A 13,663-nucleotide genomic window follows, 5' to 3' on the forward strand; every position below is an offset into this window, starting at 1 on the left:
CATGAACTTCATCGACAATCCCCGCAAGCTTCGCGGCTTCGAGAAGCATATCAGGGTCGAGAAGGTCTCGCGCCGCAGCATCCTGAAGGGGCTCGGCGTCACCGGCGGCTTCGTCCTCGCCGCCCCCGTGATGTCGCGCCAGGCGTTGGCCTATGAGACCGGCGCCGGCCAGATGCCGCACGGTGTCGTGGTCGATCCGCGCGTGTTCGTTTCGGTCGCCCCGGATGGCATCGTCACCATCATCGGGCACCGCTCGGAAATGGGCACCGGCGTGCGCACCAGCCTGCCGCTGATCGTGGCCGAGGAGATGGAAGCCGACTGGTCCAGGGTCAAGGTGCAGCAGGCCCATGGCGACGAGGTCAAGTTCGGCAACCAGGACACCGACGGCTCGCGCAGCACGCGGCACTATCTGATACCGATGCGCCAGATCGGCGCTTCCGCCCGCACCATGCTGGAGCAGGCTGCGGCGAAGCGCTGGGGCGTGCCCGCGACCGAGGTCAAGGCGGTTAACCACGAGGTCGTCCACAGCGCCAGCGGCCGCAAGCTGGGTTTCGGCGAGCTCGCCGCGGACGCAGCCAAGGAATCGGTGCCGAGTATCGAAGGTCTCAAGCTGAAGGATCCCAAGGACTTCCGCTATCTCGGCAAGGGTCAGGTCGGCATTGTCGATCTTCACGACATCACCACCGGCAAGGCGCTTTACGGCGCGGACGTCCGCTTGCCCGGCATGAAGTATGCCGTGATCGCGCGCCCGCCCGTCACGGGCGGCAAGCTGGTCTCGTTCGATCCGGATGCGGCTCTCAAGATTCCCGGCGTCGAGAAGGTGATGCAGGTGCGCGGCTGGCCGTGGCCCTCGAAGTTCCAGCCGCTCGGCGGCGTCGCCGTGATCGCGCGCAACACCGGCGCGGCGATCAAGGGCCGCGACGCGTTGAAGCTGGTGTGGGACGACGGTCCGAACGGCAAATACGACTCCGTCGCCTATCGCAAGGAGCTCGAGGAGGCCTCGCGCAAGCCCGGCCTCGTCCTGCGCAAGGAGGGCGATGCGGACGCCGCCCTTAAGGGGGCCGACAAGGTGATCGTCGGCGAATACTACATCCCGCATCTCGCCCATGTCGCCATGGAGCCGCCGGTCGCGGTTGCCAACGTCAAGGGCGACAAGGCGGAGATCTGGGCGCCGGTGCAGAGTCCCGGCGGCACCCGCGAGGACGTCGCCAAGACGCTGGAGATCCCCGAAGGCAACGTCACCGTCAACGTGACGCTGCTCGGCGGTGGTTTCGGTCGCAAGTCGAAATGCGACTTTGCGCTCGAGGCCGCCCTGCTGTCCAAAGAACTCGGTGCACCGGTGAAGGTGCAGTGGACACGCGAAGACGACCTCCACAACGGCTTCGTGCACACCGTCTCGGTCGAGCGGATCGAGGCCGGTCTCGACAAGAGCGGCAAGGTGATCGCCTGGCGCCACCGCAGCGTGGCTCCCAGCATCGCCTCGACCTTTGCCGCCGGCACGGTGCATCAGGCCCCGTTCGAGATCGGCATGGGCCTCGTCGACATGCCGTTCGAGATCGCCAACATCTCCTGCGAGAATCCGGAAGCAGCCGCGCACACCCGCATCGGCTGGTTCCGCTCGGTCTCGAACATCCCGCGGGCCTTCGCGGTGCAATCGATGGTCGGCGAGATTGCGCAGGCGACCGGACGCGACCAGAAAGACATGCTGCTCGAGCTGATCGGCTCGCCTCGCATCGTCAAGCCGAACGTGAAGGACCTCTGGAACTATGGCGAGCCCTATGACAGCTACCCGATCGACACCGCGCGCCTGCGCAAGGTGGTCGAGCTGGTCGCCGAGAAGGGCGAGTGGGGGCGCAAGATGCCGAAGGGCCACGGTCTCGGCATCGCCGTGCACCGCAGCTTCGTCAGCTACATCGCGACCATCGTCGAGGTCGCCATCGACGACAAGGGTAAGCTGACGGTGCCGCGGGTCGACACCGCGATCGATTGCGGCACCTACGTCAACCCCGAGCGCATCGCCTCGCAGATCGAGGGCGCGGCGATCATGGGCCTGAGCCTCGCCAAATACGGCGAGATCACCTTCAAGGACGGCAAGGTGCAGCAGAAGAATTTTGACGACTTCCAGGTCGTCAGGATCGACGAATCTCCTGTGCTGACCAACGTCTACATCGTGCCGCCGGGGCCCGGCACGCCGCCGAGCGGCGTCGGCGAGCCCGGTGTTCCCCCGTTCGCGCCGGCCCTGATCAACGCGATCTTCGCGGCGACGGGAAAACGCATCCGCTCGCTTCCGATCGGCAAGCAATTGGAGGCGTGAGACGGAACACAAGCGGCCTCGCGCCGTTTGCATCGATCTGACAGGAGCAGATCGATGACCAACATCTCAAGGGCGCTCGCAGTCTCGTTGCTGTCGGGCGCCTTTCTTTTGACCACCACCGGTGCGTTCGCGCAGGGCAGCACGACTCCGCCGACAACGGCGACGCGCCCCAGCACGCCGGACCAAACGTCGCTTCCCAACACCAATGCCCCGCCCGCCTCCACCACCCAGACCACCGGGCAGCACAATCCCGATCCGAAGGTTCAGGAAATGAACCGGAAGGAAAAGGACAAGGTCGAGCGCCAGGGGAAGTAGCGAGGGCCTTGCGTGCACACCATCGTGGCGACCACTGTCGGCGGTGCCAGTTGATGTGCCCTCTCCCCTTGTGGGAGAGGGCAGCGACGCTATTCGTCACAGCCTCTCTTGGGTGAGGGGTCTCTAACCTCGCAAACGGTCTTGCGCGTCGAGAAAACCCCTCATCCGGCGCTTCGCGCCACCTTCTCCCACAAGGGGAGAAGGAAAAAAGGCGCGCGCGATGCTGTCCATCACGATAAAAATGCGGCGGACGTTGCCGTCCGCCGCATTCACCACCCCCCTTGCTGCTCCGCTACTTTCGATCCGCCCGCGGAGCTATTTCTTCAGCGCGAAGACCCAGATGACCCCGCCTTGGGGCACATTGGCTTCGATGCCGATATTGTTGGTCACGAGCGCATCCTGGATGCGCTGTGCGTCCACGCCCCAGCCCGACTGGATCGCGATGTACTGCGTGCCGTCGATCTCATAGGACACCGGCATGCCGACGATGCCGGAATTGGTCTTCTGTTCCCACAGAAGTTCGCCGGTCTTGGCGTGGAAGGCCCGGAAGTTACGGTCGTTGGTCCCGCCGACGAAGACGAGATCGCCCGCCGTCGCCGTGACGGAGCCGAACAGCTGCGACTTCGGGAAGTTGTGCTGCCAGACCTTCTTGCCCGTGGCGGGATCCCAGGCCTGGAGCTCGCCGAAATGATCCGCGCCCGGCCTCGTCTTCAGGCCGATGTCTTCCGGCTTGGTGCCGAGCCATAGCTCGCCCGGCTTGAGCGGGACCTTCTCGCCGGTGAATCCGCCGCAGAAATTCTCGTTGGCAGGCACGTAGACGAGGCCGGTCCTCTGGCTATAGGCGGCCGACGGCCAATCCTTGCCGCCCCACAGCGACGGGCAGAACTCGACGCGCTTGCCGATCACCGGCTTGTGCGCGGGATCCACGATCGGCTTGCCGGTCTCGTCGATGCCCTTCCAGACGTCCGTATAGACGAACGGCCAACCGGCGACATAGTTGATCTTGGTCGGCGTCCGCTCGAGCACCCAGAAGATCGCATCGCGTCCCGGATGGACCAGGCTCTTGATGGTGCGACCGTTGCGTTGCAGATCGATCAGCATCGGGGCCTCGACCTCATCCCAATCCCAGGAATCGTTCTGGTGGTACTGGTGATAGGCCTTGATCTTGCCGGTGTCGGGATCGAGCGCGAGCACCGATGCAGTGTAGAGGTTGTCGCCGGGATGGGTCTCACCGGGCCATGGCGCCGCGTTGCCGACGCCCCAATAGATCGTCTTGGTCTCCTTGTCGTAGTTTCCGGTCATCCAGGCCGACCCACCGCCGTTCTTCCAGTCGTCGCCCTGCCAGGTGTCGTGACCGGGCTCGCCTTCGCCGGGGATGGTGTAGGTCCGCCACAGCTCCTTGCCGTCCTTGGCATCATAAGCCACGATATAGCCGCGTACGCCGAACTCGCCGCCGGACCCGCCGACGATGACCTTTCCGTCCACGATCAACGGCATCAGCGTCAGGTACTGGCCCTTCTTGTAGTCCTGCACCTTGGTATCCCACACCACCTTGCCGGTCTTGGCATCGAGCGCGACCACGTGGTCGTCCGTGGTGGCGAGGTAGAGCTTGTCCTCCCACAGGCCGACGCCCCGGTTGGTCGGATGCAGCTGGAACAGATCGTCAGGGAGCTGCCGCTTGTAGCGCCAGTATTCGTCGCCGGTCTTCGCGTTCAGCGCGATCACCTGCCCCATTGGAGTCGTCACGAACATCGCGCCATTGTTGACGATCGGCGGCGCCTGGTGGCCTTCGACCACGCCGGTGGCAAAGGTCCAGACCGGCGTGAGGCTCTTCACGTTCGAGGTGTTGATCTGGTCGAGCGGACTGTAGCCCTGCCCGTCATAGGTGCGCCGATAGAGCATCCAATTGTTTGGCTCCGGATTCTCCAGCCGCTGCGCGGTGACCGGAGAGTAATTCTCGATCGGGCCGGATACGGCGGCGGTCGAGGCGAGGCAGGTGAAGGCGACGAAGCCGGACAGTAACCATTGCTTCCTTGCCATGGAAGTTTTCATGGACGTTCCCCTTTTCATCCGTTTGAATTCTTGTTGTGAATTCTTGTCGTTCGTCCCGTCGTCCGCCCATCGGCGGAAGCGGCCTCTCGTGGCGCGGGCATGGCCCGCAACCGTCCATCATCCTGGCTGCGCGCCACCTACCTTTCCCATGAAATTGCCGGCGACGCTGAGCGAACCGTCAGCCAGCGCCAGCGGCAGCGTGGCGAGCCGTCGCGGCGCCGGTCCGAACACGACTTGTGCGCCGGCGCGCGGATCGAATTCGGAGTTGTGGCACATGCACTTGAACACCTCCTTGTCGCCGACATCGCTCTTCACCCACGCGGTGACAGGACAGCCCGCATGCGAGCAGATCGCCGAATAGGCGACGATGCCGTCGACAGCACGCGCGCGGGTCTTTTCGTCGAGCTCGGCGGGATCGAGCTTGATAATCAGGATCTCGTTGAGCCGCGAGGCGCTGCGCACCACCGATGTGTTGGGATCCTTCGGCCAGGCATGGAGCGGTGGCCCGCCGGCCTTCAGATCGTCCGTGGTGATGATCTTCCCCTCCTGCTCGCCTTCGGAGAAGACGAGCAGATCGCCCTTCTGCGGCCGCTCGTCGGCGCCGGGCGGATCCTCGCCTGCACGCGCCGGCGGAGAGCAGCCGAGGCACGCGGTGGTCGCAAGCGCGCCGAGCAGCAGCGTCCGTCGCGTTTGCTCGGTGCCCGCGTCGGCTTCAGCTTCCGCTACGCTCTCGGATGGTGATGAATTGACGTTGAACGGTGCGCTCGACATGCCCGCTAGCAGGCGCTGGAACTCTGCCGAAAACAAGGCAAAGAATTGGCGCCGCAGTGCATCAATATGGCTTTGCTCGCGATGATTGAATGATACTGAACGCGTTCAAACGCGTTTTTTTAAATTCTACATCGCATCACGCGAACCGCATGATGATTTTGCAGATCAGACCGATGATGTTGGAATTGGTGCAGCGCGACATCGAGAGATGCGCGTTTCTCAGGCAGGCATCTTGTATTCAGGACCTCAGCACGTGACGCGGCGATGCGATGCGACCTGCGACAGTTGCCGAAGCCATCTCGAAACTGTCGGCGATGCGACGCGCCTTGTCGATGAACAACGCAGCCGCCGCCGGCGGGCAGACCTCGCGCGCGGTCTGTTCGAACAGATCGAGCCAGCGGTCGAAATGATCTCCCACCAGGTTCAGCGGCAGATGCGCCCGCATCGGCGAGCCATGATAGCGGCCGCTCATCAACACCACCGAGGACCAGAAGTCCCGGAGCTTGGCGAGGTGCTCGTCCCAATTCCGCACGATGGCGAAGACCGGACCAAGCAGCGCGTCCTCGCGCACGCGTCCGTAGAAGCGGGTGACGAGCTCCCCGATCATCTCTTCGGTGATCCCGGTGCGTTCGATCGCATCCTGCGTCAACAGGCTCCGCCGTGCAGCCGCAGCTTCGCGCTCGGCCTTCAGTCGATCCGACATATCCTCTGTGTCCGTTCCATTGTTCCCGCAGGCCGCCCGTTCGACATTGTCGGGTCAATTGCGCACGGCGTCTTTGTCGCAGCGCAAATTGCGGGATCCGGCGGCGGACGTTGAGTGCCCGCCGCCGATGCCTTCATCAGGCGCTATAGGTGTAGAAGCCCTGCCCGGTCTTGCGGCCGAGATGGCCGGCATCGACCATTTCCTTCAGCAGCGGCGCTGGCCGGTATTTAGGATCGTTGAAGCCATTGTAAAAGACCTCCATCACCGAAAGCATGGTGTCGAGCCCGACGAGATCGGCGAGCGCCAGCGGCCCGATCGGATGGTTGCAGCCGAGCTTCATGCCGGCGTCGATCTCTTCCGCGGTTGCGATCCCCTCCTGGAGCGCGAAGATCGCCTCGTTGATCATCGGGCACAGGATGCGGTTGACGGCGAAGCCCGGGCTGTTCTTCGCCGTGATCGCCACCTTGCCGACGCGCTTGGCGAAATCGAGCGCCTTGGCATGGGTGTCGTCCGAGGTCTGCAAGCCGCGGATGAGTTCCAGCAGCGCCATCACCGGCACCGGGTTGAAGAAGTGCATGCCGATGAACCGGTCGGGACGATCGGTCGCCGCAGCGAGCTTGGTGATCGAGATCGACGACGTGTTGGTCGCGACCAGCGTGCGCGGCGACAGCTTGGCGCAGAGGTCCTTCAGGATCTTGACTTTGAGCTCCTCGTTTTCGGTCGCGGCCTCGATGACCAGATCGCAATCCGACAGCTTCGACCGGTCGGTGGTGCCGGTGATGCGCTTGAGTGTCGCCTCGCGGTCGGCCGCCGACATCTTGTCCTTCTTGACCAGGCGCTCGAGACTGCCGCCCACGGTCGAGAGGCCGCGGTTCACCGCCGCATCGGAAATATCGACCATCACGACCGAGAGTCCGGCCGCGGCGCAGACCTGCGCGATGCCGTTCCCCATGGTCCCAGCCCCGATGATGCCAACGGTTTGGATCATTGCGTCACATCCTTCATCTTTGCGGGCGCGCCAGGATCGGCCCGGCCCCATTGTCCTGCATCAGGGTCTAGCACCACCACCTGGCGGGTGCGACCTGATCCTGTCCTTCCTAGTGCATCCACCGGCGGAATAAAGCCGTCCACCGCCGCGCCGCGCCAGGATTTGGGCTCTTCCTACCGGAATCTGCCGGATCTTGTGCCCCGCGGCCCCAGAGAGCCCAATGAAGGCCGGGCATCGGGCGGCCGATTCAGAGGGGACAAGCGCGCATCCTGTGCCCCCTGAATTGCAACCTCTTGATTGTGCGGACCGTAGCGGCCACAACCGGCGCAGTTGCCATCCGAGGATGCTCGTGGAGGACCCGGCCTGCCGCCAAGGCGGGCCGAAGCTGTCAGGGGCAGGCTGCCGAGGACGAAGGATTTCGCGATGGACGTGACCAGGATCACCGGCATCGAGCCGGCGCAACAGCGTCAGGCCGGATGAACGATTTCGCACGATCCGTCGGTGCCGCCTTCACGCTGATCGGCGAAGCCGACGCCGAGCTGCTGGGCATCGTCGCATTGTCGGTGCGGGTCAGCCTGTCCGCCAGCATCGTCGCGCTCCTGATCGGCGCACCGTTGGGAGCCCTGCTTGCGATCACCCGTTTCCGGGGACGTCAGGTTATCATCGTCGTGACCAATGCGCTGCTCGGCCTGCCGCCGGTCGTGGTCGGGCTCGCCCTCTATCTCCTGCTGTCGCGGTCCGGTCCGCTCGGGGCGGCGGGCTTGCTGTTCACCCCGGCGGCGATGGTGATCGCGCAGACGCTGCTGGCGACGCCGATCGTGGTGGCGCTGGTGCACCGGCCGGCGAGCCTGCTCTGGGCGGAGTATGGCGATCTGGCGCGGATCGACGGGCTATCGACACTGCGCAGCATCGGCCTGCTGTTCGCGCTCGGGCGAACCTCGCTGCTGACGGCCTTTCTCGCGGCGTTCGGGCGCGCCATTGCGGAAGTCGGCGCCATCATCATTGTCGGCGGCAACATCCGCGGCTTCACCCGCACGATGACGACGGCGATCGCACTGGAAACCAGCAAAGGCGACCTGCCGCTGGCGCTCGGACTCGGACTGATCCTGCTGGCACTCAGCGTGGCGGTGTCGACCGTCGCCTTCGTGCTAGTGGGACGCGTTGGGGAAAAATAGCTGCTCGCCGCCGACCTTGTACCCGGCAATCGCTTCCTGCCCCTTCGGCGAAACCAGCCAGTCGACGAAGGCCTGCCCGTCCTTCGCCTTCACGCTCGGATGCTTTTCAGGATTCACCAGCATGACGCCGTACTGGTTGAACAGCCGCTTGTCACCCTCGGTCAGGATGGCGAGCTCGCCACGGTTCTTGAACGATAGCCAGGTGCCGCGGTCCGACAGGAGATAGCCGTTCGACGACGAGGCCATGTTCAGCGCCGGGCCCATGCCCTGACCGATTTCCCGGTACCAATTGTCCTTGCCGGCGCCGAGGTCAACGCCCGCCTCTTTCCATAGCCTCAACTCGGCCGCATGCGTGCCGGACTTGTCGCCGCGCGAGATGAAAGTCGCCTTGGCCGTCGCGATCTTGCGCAGCGCCTCGACCACATCCTTGCTGCCTGATATCCGCGCCGGATCGCTTCTGGGCCCGATGATGACGAAGTCGTTGTACATGACGTCGAACCGTTTTACGCCCTGCCCTTCGGACATGAACTTGTCCTCGGCGGGCCTGTCATGGACGAACACCACGTCGGCATCCCCGCGCCGGCCGATATCCAGCGCCTGACCTGTGCCGACGGCTACGACCTTCACGCTGATGCCTTCCGCCTTCGAGAACAGCGGCAGCAGATGACCGAACAGCCCCGACTGCTCCGTCGAAGTGGTCGAGGCCACCGTGATGGTGCGATCCTGTGCGAGTGCGATGGTGGACCAGAGCAGGGCCGCTCCGATCGTGGCAAGCTTCCTCATGCGTCGTCTCCGACCAGACAATGACGGTTCTGAATAGCCGCTGGCGACGACGACGGGAACCCCTTGGGAGGGCCGCAACGAAAATTGACGCGAGGGGCTACACGCGTCGGCAGGAACGTCGTCGACGCAGGCGGGTTGTCCGGGGATGTATAGTCAAGGAGAATCCGATGAAGAAGATCATCCTGGCATCCGCATGCATCATGGCACTCGCGACAGGTGGCGCCTTCGCGCAGACACAACCCGTCCCCGGTGCGTCCGGTCAGGGCGACGTCGGCCCCTCGTCGCGAGGCCCGGCGACCAAGGGAATGACGACGGGACGTACATCGAACATGCAGAACGAGGCCAGCGACAGCAAGGGCGCGCAATCGCCGTCTGCCGGCGGTAGCAACACCAACAATATGGGTAGCCAGGCCGGGGGCAGCGCAGGCTCCGCCGGCTCCGGCAAGTGAACTAAGGATCGAATATCCGGAAAGGGGACGGCTGTCCCTCTTCCACTCCAAGCAGCGCGTCGATTGGAGGAATCGCGAACCGCATTCGCAAAGTGGGGGGAAATTCACCTCGCGCAGTGGATGCGTGGATGTTCTGCAATTGGTCCACCCTACATTGACACGAGTGTGACGGCCGGGGCAGGTTTTCTCATTGCTGGCGAATCAGCGATTGCCTCACGCCGAGTACCTCTTGGACAACTCCCAGTGCTTTCGAGACTGATATCGTTGCTGCGCCGCATCCCCGCGGTGAACTGGGCGTTTACCCGACTTCGGCCCTTGCCGCACGGCGGCAGCATTGACGTCGCGCCGATCGCCATGGACGCTTCGCCCGCCATCATCGAAGACGTCGCGGCCACTGCTCAAGCTCCAATCGCCGAGATCAGCACCGCCCCGGTGCGCGGCGACGCTGACCCCGCCACCCAGGCTCCGGTCGCGGAGAACGATGCGGCTGTGTCTGTCGTCGCGGAGAATCCGTCCGACGATATCTGTACCAGCGACGACTCATCTCCGGAGAGAGTGACGGAAATCGAGGCGCCCGAGACGCCGCCAGTCGCCGAGGAGGTGCTGGCTTCACCGACCGACGCGGAGAACGAGCCAGTTGCGGACGCTGATCTCGCCATCATTGGCGATGCATCTCCCGCCGAAATCGTTTCCGTCGTCGCAGAAGAGGTTGTGATTTCATCACCAGACGTCGCGACCGCCTCGACTGACGTCCCTGATGCCGTTGTCGAGGCTGCCCCCTCGCCCAACGTTTCCGCCGAGGTCGAAACGGTCGCCATCGAAGCAATCCCGGTCCTCCTCGGCGATGCCAATAGCGTCGCGCCCGACGTTCCTGAAGCCGGAGCCGACAGCGACCCGGAGCTCGCCGTCGAGGTCGCGCCGGCCCCTGCAAACGATGTCCCGCTCGTCTCAGCTGTTGCGACGGCGGCCAGCGAGTCAGCCAGCGTCGCCATCGAGATCGAACCGGCTCCGCCGCTCGAATCTCCCGCTCCGGAGATCCGCAGCGCACCGAAAGCTCGCGCGAGAGCCGCGGAACCCGCCGATCGCGCCGCGCTGATCCGGCAGCGCTGGGCGGAGACCGGAATCCGTATGTGGAATCCGCGGCTTCACGGCACCGGCGAGGCCGCGCTGAACATCCAGGGAAGCGTCGGGCTACTGCCGCCGGCACCCGGCGAGACAATGCCGCGCTACGACAAGCTGGAATTCAAGATGCTCGGCGGACAGATCATCTGTGAGGGCGTCATTGTCGAGGCGCCCGCGCAGGCGAACCATCGCAGCTTCACTCGACTCGCCGAGCCACGGAATATCGAGCGGGTCCGCGAACCGGCGCGGGAGCGCCAGGCCGCTCTCGCCTGATCCTTTCTTCTGCGACCATGCTCCCGATGTGCTAGCCTGAAATCCCGACATGGGAGATCGCACATGCGCGCAAGGTCGCTGCTTCTGGTCGTGATCGCTTTCGCCATCTCGCAGCCCGCGCTCGCCGCGGGCAAACGGCCGCGTCCCGCAGCCACGGCCGTTCCCGCCACTGATCCAGCCGCGCCCTACAAGGCCGATCGGCTCTCTTCCTCGCGCGGAGAGACGATCCTCGACACGCCCGGCCAGACTACCGTGCTGACGCGGCAGGTCCTCGACGACATGAACGCGACCAGCCTGAGAGGCGCGATGCGCTCCACCGCCGGGGTGACGATCGGGCGCTGACGCGTGACCGGTCGAGCCACGGCAATCACCCGATCCGAACCACAAGAAAACTATGGGAGGCAGACCGCGCTGCTCGTGGCCTGGGAAGCGTGACAAGCCGCTGCCGGACGGGGAGAGGTGGCGCGAGCACACCAGATGCCACCATGGTTAGCAGGTCGTAGCTGCAGTGATGCGGCGAATTGCGCCCGAGACGCACGCATCCAGCGGCGGATTATCCTTAACGGGACCTCACCAGTCGATACGGCCGACAAGACCTTGAGGTAGCGCGCAACCTGTGCCGCCTTCCGCGCGCCCCGATCTAACGCGCCCTTTACCCGCGCCATGCAAGATCGCCCGCGTTTTGAGGGATTCGGGGCTCGTATTTCAATGCCTGTTGCCGATTTGAAGTCTCATCTTGCCGCCGCAACGCGGCTGTTTCGCGTACCGGCCGATAACCCGGACCTGACGCGTGCGCAGTTCGACGCGTTCTCCAAGCAGATCCCGCTGCTCTACTTCATCCTGATCAGCAACACGATCGCGGTCGCCTACACCTATGTGAACGTGGCGCCGGACTGGCTGACGATGATCGTGCCGAGCGTGCTGACCGTGCTCGCGGGCTTACGGACCTTTTGGTGGCTGCGCCAGCGTCACATCGTGCGCAGTGACGCCGACATCCTGCGCAATCTGCGCACCACCAACTGGCTGACCCTGCCGATCGGTGCCGGATTCACCGCCTGGTCCTTCGCGCTCTATCCCTACGGCGATCCCTTCGCCAAGAGCCAGGTCGCCTTCTACATGGCGGTCACCGTGATCGGCTGCATCTTCTCGCTGATGCATCTGCGTTCAGCAGCGCTGATCGTGACGCTGATCGTCGACGTGCCCTATGTGCTGTTCTTCTTCGCCACAGGCGAGCCGACGCTGAAGGCGATCGCCGTCAACAACCTCCTGGTTTCCGGCGCGATGGTGACGGTGCTGTTCATCTACTACCGCGACTTCGCCGATCTCGTCGCCAGCCGCAAATCGCTGCTGGCGCAACAGGCGGCGACGCAGGCGCTCTCGGACGAGAACTTTCGACTTGCCAATCTCGATACCCTCACCGAGCTGCCGAACCGCCGCCGCTTCTTCGCCGAATTGTCGAGTGCCTTCGCAGATGCCGAGCGCAGGAACGTTCGCGTCGCGGTCGGCATCATCGATCTCGACGGCTTCAAGCCGATCAACGACAATTACGGCCACTCGGTCGGCGACCGCGTCCTGATCGAGGCGGGCCGGCGCATCCGCGAGGTCTGCGAGGGCTTTGGCCCGCAGCGCGTGGAGTTCGCCCGGCTCGGCGGCGACGAGTTCGGCCTCGTCGTGTGCGGCGACCCCGACGACGCGGATCTGATGCGACTGGGCGAACGCATCGGCGGCCAGGTCAAGCTGCCTTACCAGCTCGATACCGCCCACACCGGGCTGTCGTGCTCGATCGGATTCGCATCGTTTCCGGACTCCGCGACCACGTCGGAAGCGCTATACGAGTGCGCCGACTACTCGCTCTATCACGCCAAGCGCAATCTGCGCGGCCGCACCGTGATCTTCTCGAGCGAGCTCGAGGCCGAGATCCGCAGTCGCGGGGTCATCGAGAACCTGCTGCGCACGGCCGATTTCAGCACCGAGATGGATCTGGTGTTCCAGCCGATCGTCGACGCCATGAGCGAGTACACCGCCGGGTTCGAGGTCCTCGCGCGCTGGCGCAGCACTCGGCTCGGCATGGTTTCCCCGGCCGATTTCATTCCGGCCGCCGAGCGTATCGGTGTGATCCGGCCGCTGACGCAGGCGCTGCTGGTGCGCGCGCTCGCCATCGCCAGGACATGGCCCGATCACGTCCGCCTGTCGTTCAACCTCTCCGCCCACGATGTCTGCGCGGCGGAGGGCATTTTGCCGCTGATCTCCATCATCGAGAAGAGTGGGTTGCCGCCGCATCGGATCGACTTCGAGATCACCGAGACCGCCGTGACCTTCGACTTCGTGCGCGCGCAGCAGTCGATCGCGACGCTGAAGGCGATGGGCTGCGGGATTTCGCTTGACGATTTCGGCACCGGCTATTCGTCGCTGAGCCACGTCCACCGGCTGCCGCTCGACAAGATCAAGGTCGACCGCAGCTTCGTCGCCGACATCAACAAAAATCCCGTCAGCCACAAGATCATCAAGTCGCTCACGGGCCTGTGCGACGACATGGAGATCGCCTGCGTCGTCGAGGGCGTCGAGACCCGCGCCCAGCTCGACAGCCTGCGCCGGCTCGGCTGTGACTACATCCAGGGTTACTATTTCGCGAAGCCCATGCCGGCCGATGCGATCGGCGACTATCTGGCGAAGGAAAGCCAGCGCCTCGAAGGCACCGGGGCGAAGGTCGTGGCCTAA

Annotated in this window: 12 protein-coding genes; 7 read left to right on the plus strand and 5 right to left on the minus strand. The window is 64.5% G+C overall.

What is annotated here, in order from left to right:
• Window position 1 precedes the first annotated feature (1 nt).
• Window positions 2-2,314 carry a molybdopterin cofactor-binding domain-containing protein gene (locus tag FJV43_RS06955; RefSeq protein WP_239625652.1) on the plus strand — a complete coding sequence of 771 codons (2,313 nt, stop codon included), beginning with the start codon at window positions 2-4 and terminating at the stop codon, window positions 2,312-2,314.
• 54 nt (window positions 2,315-2,368) lie between these two features.
• Entirely contained in the window at window positions 2,369-2,629 is a 261-nt protein-coding gene (locus FJV43_RS06960) for a hypothetical protein (RefSeq protein ID WP_239625653.1), read from the plus strand.
• 315 nt (window positions 2,630-2,944) lie between these two features.
• On the opposite strand, the gene FJV43_RS06965 is transcribed toward FJV43_RS06960, so the two are convergent.
• The 4 genes from FJV43_RS06965 to FJV43_RS06980 form a co-directional block, all read right to left on the minus strand.
• The gene (locus tag FJV43_RS06965) at window positions 2,945-4,669 is read right to left on the minus strand and encodes a methanol/ethanol family PQQ-dependent dehydrogenase (protein ID WP_239625655.1); all 1,725 of its coding nucleotides are present in this window, start codon (window positions 4,667-4,669) and stop codon (window positions 2,945-2,947) included.
• A 129-nt stretch (window positions 4,670-4,798) separates the two neighbouring features.
• Entirely contained in the window at window positions 4,799-5,452 is a 654-nt protein-coding gene (locus tag FJV43_RS06970; RefSeq protein ID WP_239625657.1) for a Rieske 2Fe-2S domain-containing protein, read from the minus strand.
• 238 nt (window positions 5,453-5,690) lie between these two features.
• Window positions 5,691-6,155, minus strand: a complete 465-nt coding sequence (locus FJV43_RS06975) for a group III truncated hemoglobin (RefSeq protein ID WP_239625659.1) — start codon at window positions 6,153-6,155, stop codon at window positions 5,691-5,693.
• A 136-nt stretch (window positions 6,156-6,291) separates the two neighbouring features.
• Window positions 6,292-7,143: a 3-hydroxybutyryl-CoA dehydrogenase gene (locus tag FJV43_RS06980; RefSeq protein WP_239625661.1), complete on the minus strand. Its 852-nt coding sequence runs from the start codon at window positions 7,141-7,143 to the stop codon at window positions 6,292-6,294.
• Between the two features lie 476 nt (window positions 7,144-7,619).
• Between FJV43_RS06980 and FJV43_RS06985 the strand changes: the two genes are divergently transcribed.
• Window positions 7,620-8,318: an ABC transporter permease gene (locus FJV43_RS06985; RefSeq protein ID WP_239625663.1), complete on the plus strand. Its 699-nt coding sequence runs from the start codon at window positions 7,620-7,622 to the stop codon at window positions 8,316-8,318.
• Here FJV43_RS06985 and FJV43_RS06990 read toward each other — a convergent pair.
• The gene (locus FJV43_RS06990) at window positions 8,292-9,101 is read right to left on the minus strand and encodes a substrate-binding domain-containing protein (RefSeq protein ID WP_239625665.1); all 810 of its coding nucleotides are present in this window, start codon (window positions 9,099-9,101) and stop codon (window positions 8,292-8,294) included. The two genes, FJV43_RS06985 and FJV43_RS06990, sit on opposite strands and share 27 nt — an antisense overlap.
• 167 nt (window positions 9,102-9,268) lie before the next feature.
• Between FJV43_RS06990 and FJV43_RS06995 the strand changes: the two genes are divergently transcribed.
• From FJV43_RS06995 to FJV43_RS07010, 4 genes are all read left to right on the plus strand, one after another.
• Window positions 9,269-9,550, plus strand: coding sequence for a hypothetical protein (locus FJV43_RS06995; RefSeq protein WP_239625667.1), 282 nt, complete (start codon window positions 9,269-9,271; stop codon window positions 9,548-9,550).
• Window positions 9,551-9,814: 264 nt separating this feature from the next.
• Window positions 9,815-10,945 carry a hypothetical protein gene (locus FJV43_RS07000; RefSeq protein ID WP_239625669.1) on the plus strand — a complete coding sequence of 377 codons (1,131 nt, stop codon included), beginning with the start codon at window positions 9,815-9,817 and terminating at the stop codon, window positions 10,943-10,945.
• Between the two features lie 63 nt (window positions 10,946-11,008).
• Window positions 11,009-11,287 carry a Plug domain-containing protein gene (locus tag FJV43_RS07005; protein WP_239625670.1) on the plus strand — a complete coding sequence of 93 codons (279 nt, stop codon included), beginning with the start codon at window positions 11,009-11,011 and terminating at the stop codon, window positions 11,285-11,287.
• 366 nt (window positions 11,288-11,653) lie between these two features.
• The gene (locus FJV43_RS07010) at window positions 11,654-13,663 is read left to right on the plus strand and encodes an EAL domain-containing protein (RefSeq protein ID WP_239625671.1); all 2,010 of its coding nucleotides are present in this window, start codon (window positions 11,654-11,656) and stop codon (window positions 13,661-13,663) included.

This window comes from Bradyrhizobium sp. I71 (assembly GCF_022354745.1).
GTDB lineage: Bacteria > Pseudomonadota > Alphaproteobacteria > Rhizobiales > Xanthobacteraceae > Bradyrhizobium > Bradyrhizobium liaoningense.

What these genes read in the sequence shown, in the direction of transcription:
- FJV43_RS06955 (WP_239625652.1), top strand. Translation starts at nt 2, where the DNA reads ATGAACTTCATCGACAATCCCCGCAAGCTTCGCGGCTTCGAGAAGCAT.
- FJV43_RS06980 (WP_239625661.1), bottom strand. Translation starts at nt 7,143, where the DNA reads ATGATCCAAACCGTTGGCATCATCGGGGCTGGGACCATGGGGAACGGC.
- FJV43_RS06970 (WP_239625657.1), bottom strand. Translation starts at nt 5,452, where the DNA reads ATGTCGAGCGCACCGTTCAACGTCAATTCATCACCATCCGAGAGCGTA.
- FJV43_RS07010 (WP_239625671.1), top strand. Translation starts at nt 11,654, where the DNA reads ATGCCTGTTGCCGATTTGAAGTCTCATCTTGCCGCCGCAACGCGGCTG.
- FJV43_RS06960 (WP_239625653.1), top strand. Translation starts at nt 2,369, where the DNA reads ATGACCAACATCTCAAGGGCGCTCGCAGTCTCGTTGCTGTCGGGCGCC.
- FJV43_RS06975 (WP_239625659.1), bottom strand. Translation starts at nt 6,155, where the DNA reads ATGTCGGATCGACTGAAGGCCGAGCGCGAAGCTGCGGCTGCACGGCGG.
- FJV43_RS06965 (WP_239625655.1), bottom strand. Translation starts at nt 4,669, where the DNA reads ATGGCAAGGAAGCAATGGTTACTGTCCGGCTTCGTCGCCTTCACCTGC.
- FJV43_RS06990 (WP_239625665.1), bottom strand. Translation starts at nt 9,101, where the DNA reads ATGAGGAAGCTTGCCACGATCGGAGCGGCCCTGCTCTGGTCCACCATC.
- FJV43_RS06985 (WP_239625663.1), top strand. Translation starts at nt 7,620, where the DNA reads ATGAACGATTTCGCACGATCCGTCGGTGCCGCCTTCACGCTGATCGGC.
- FJV43_RS06995 (WP_239625667.1), top strand. Translation starts at nt 9,269, where the DNA reads ATGAAGAAGATCATCCTGGCATCCGCATGCATCATGGCACTCGCGACA.
- FJV43_RS07005 (WP_239625670.1), top strand. Translation starts at nt 11,009, where the DNA reads ATGCGCGCAAGGTCGCTGCTTCTGGTCGTGATCGCTTTCGCCATCTCG.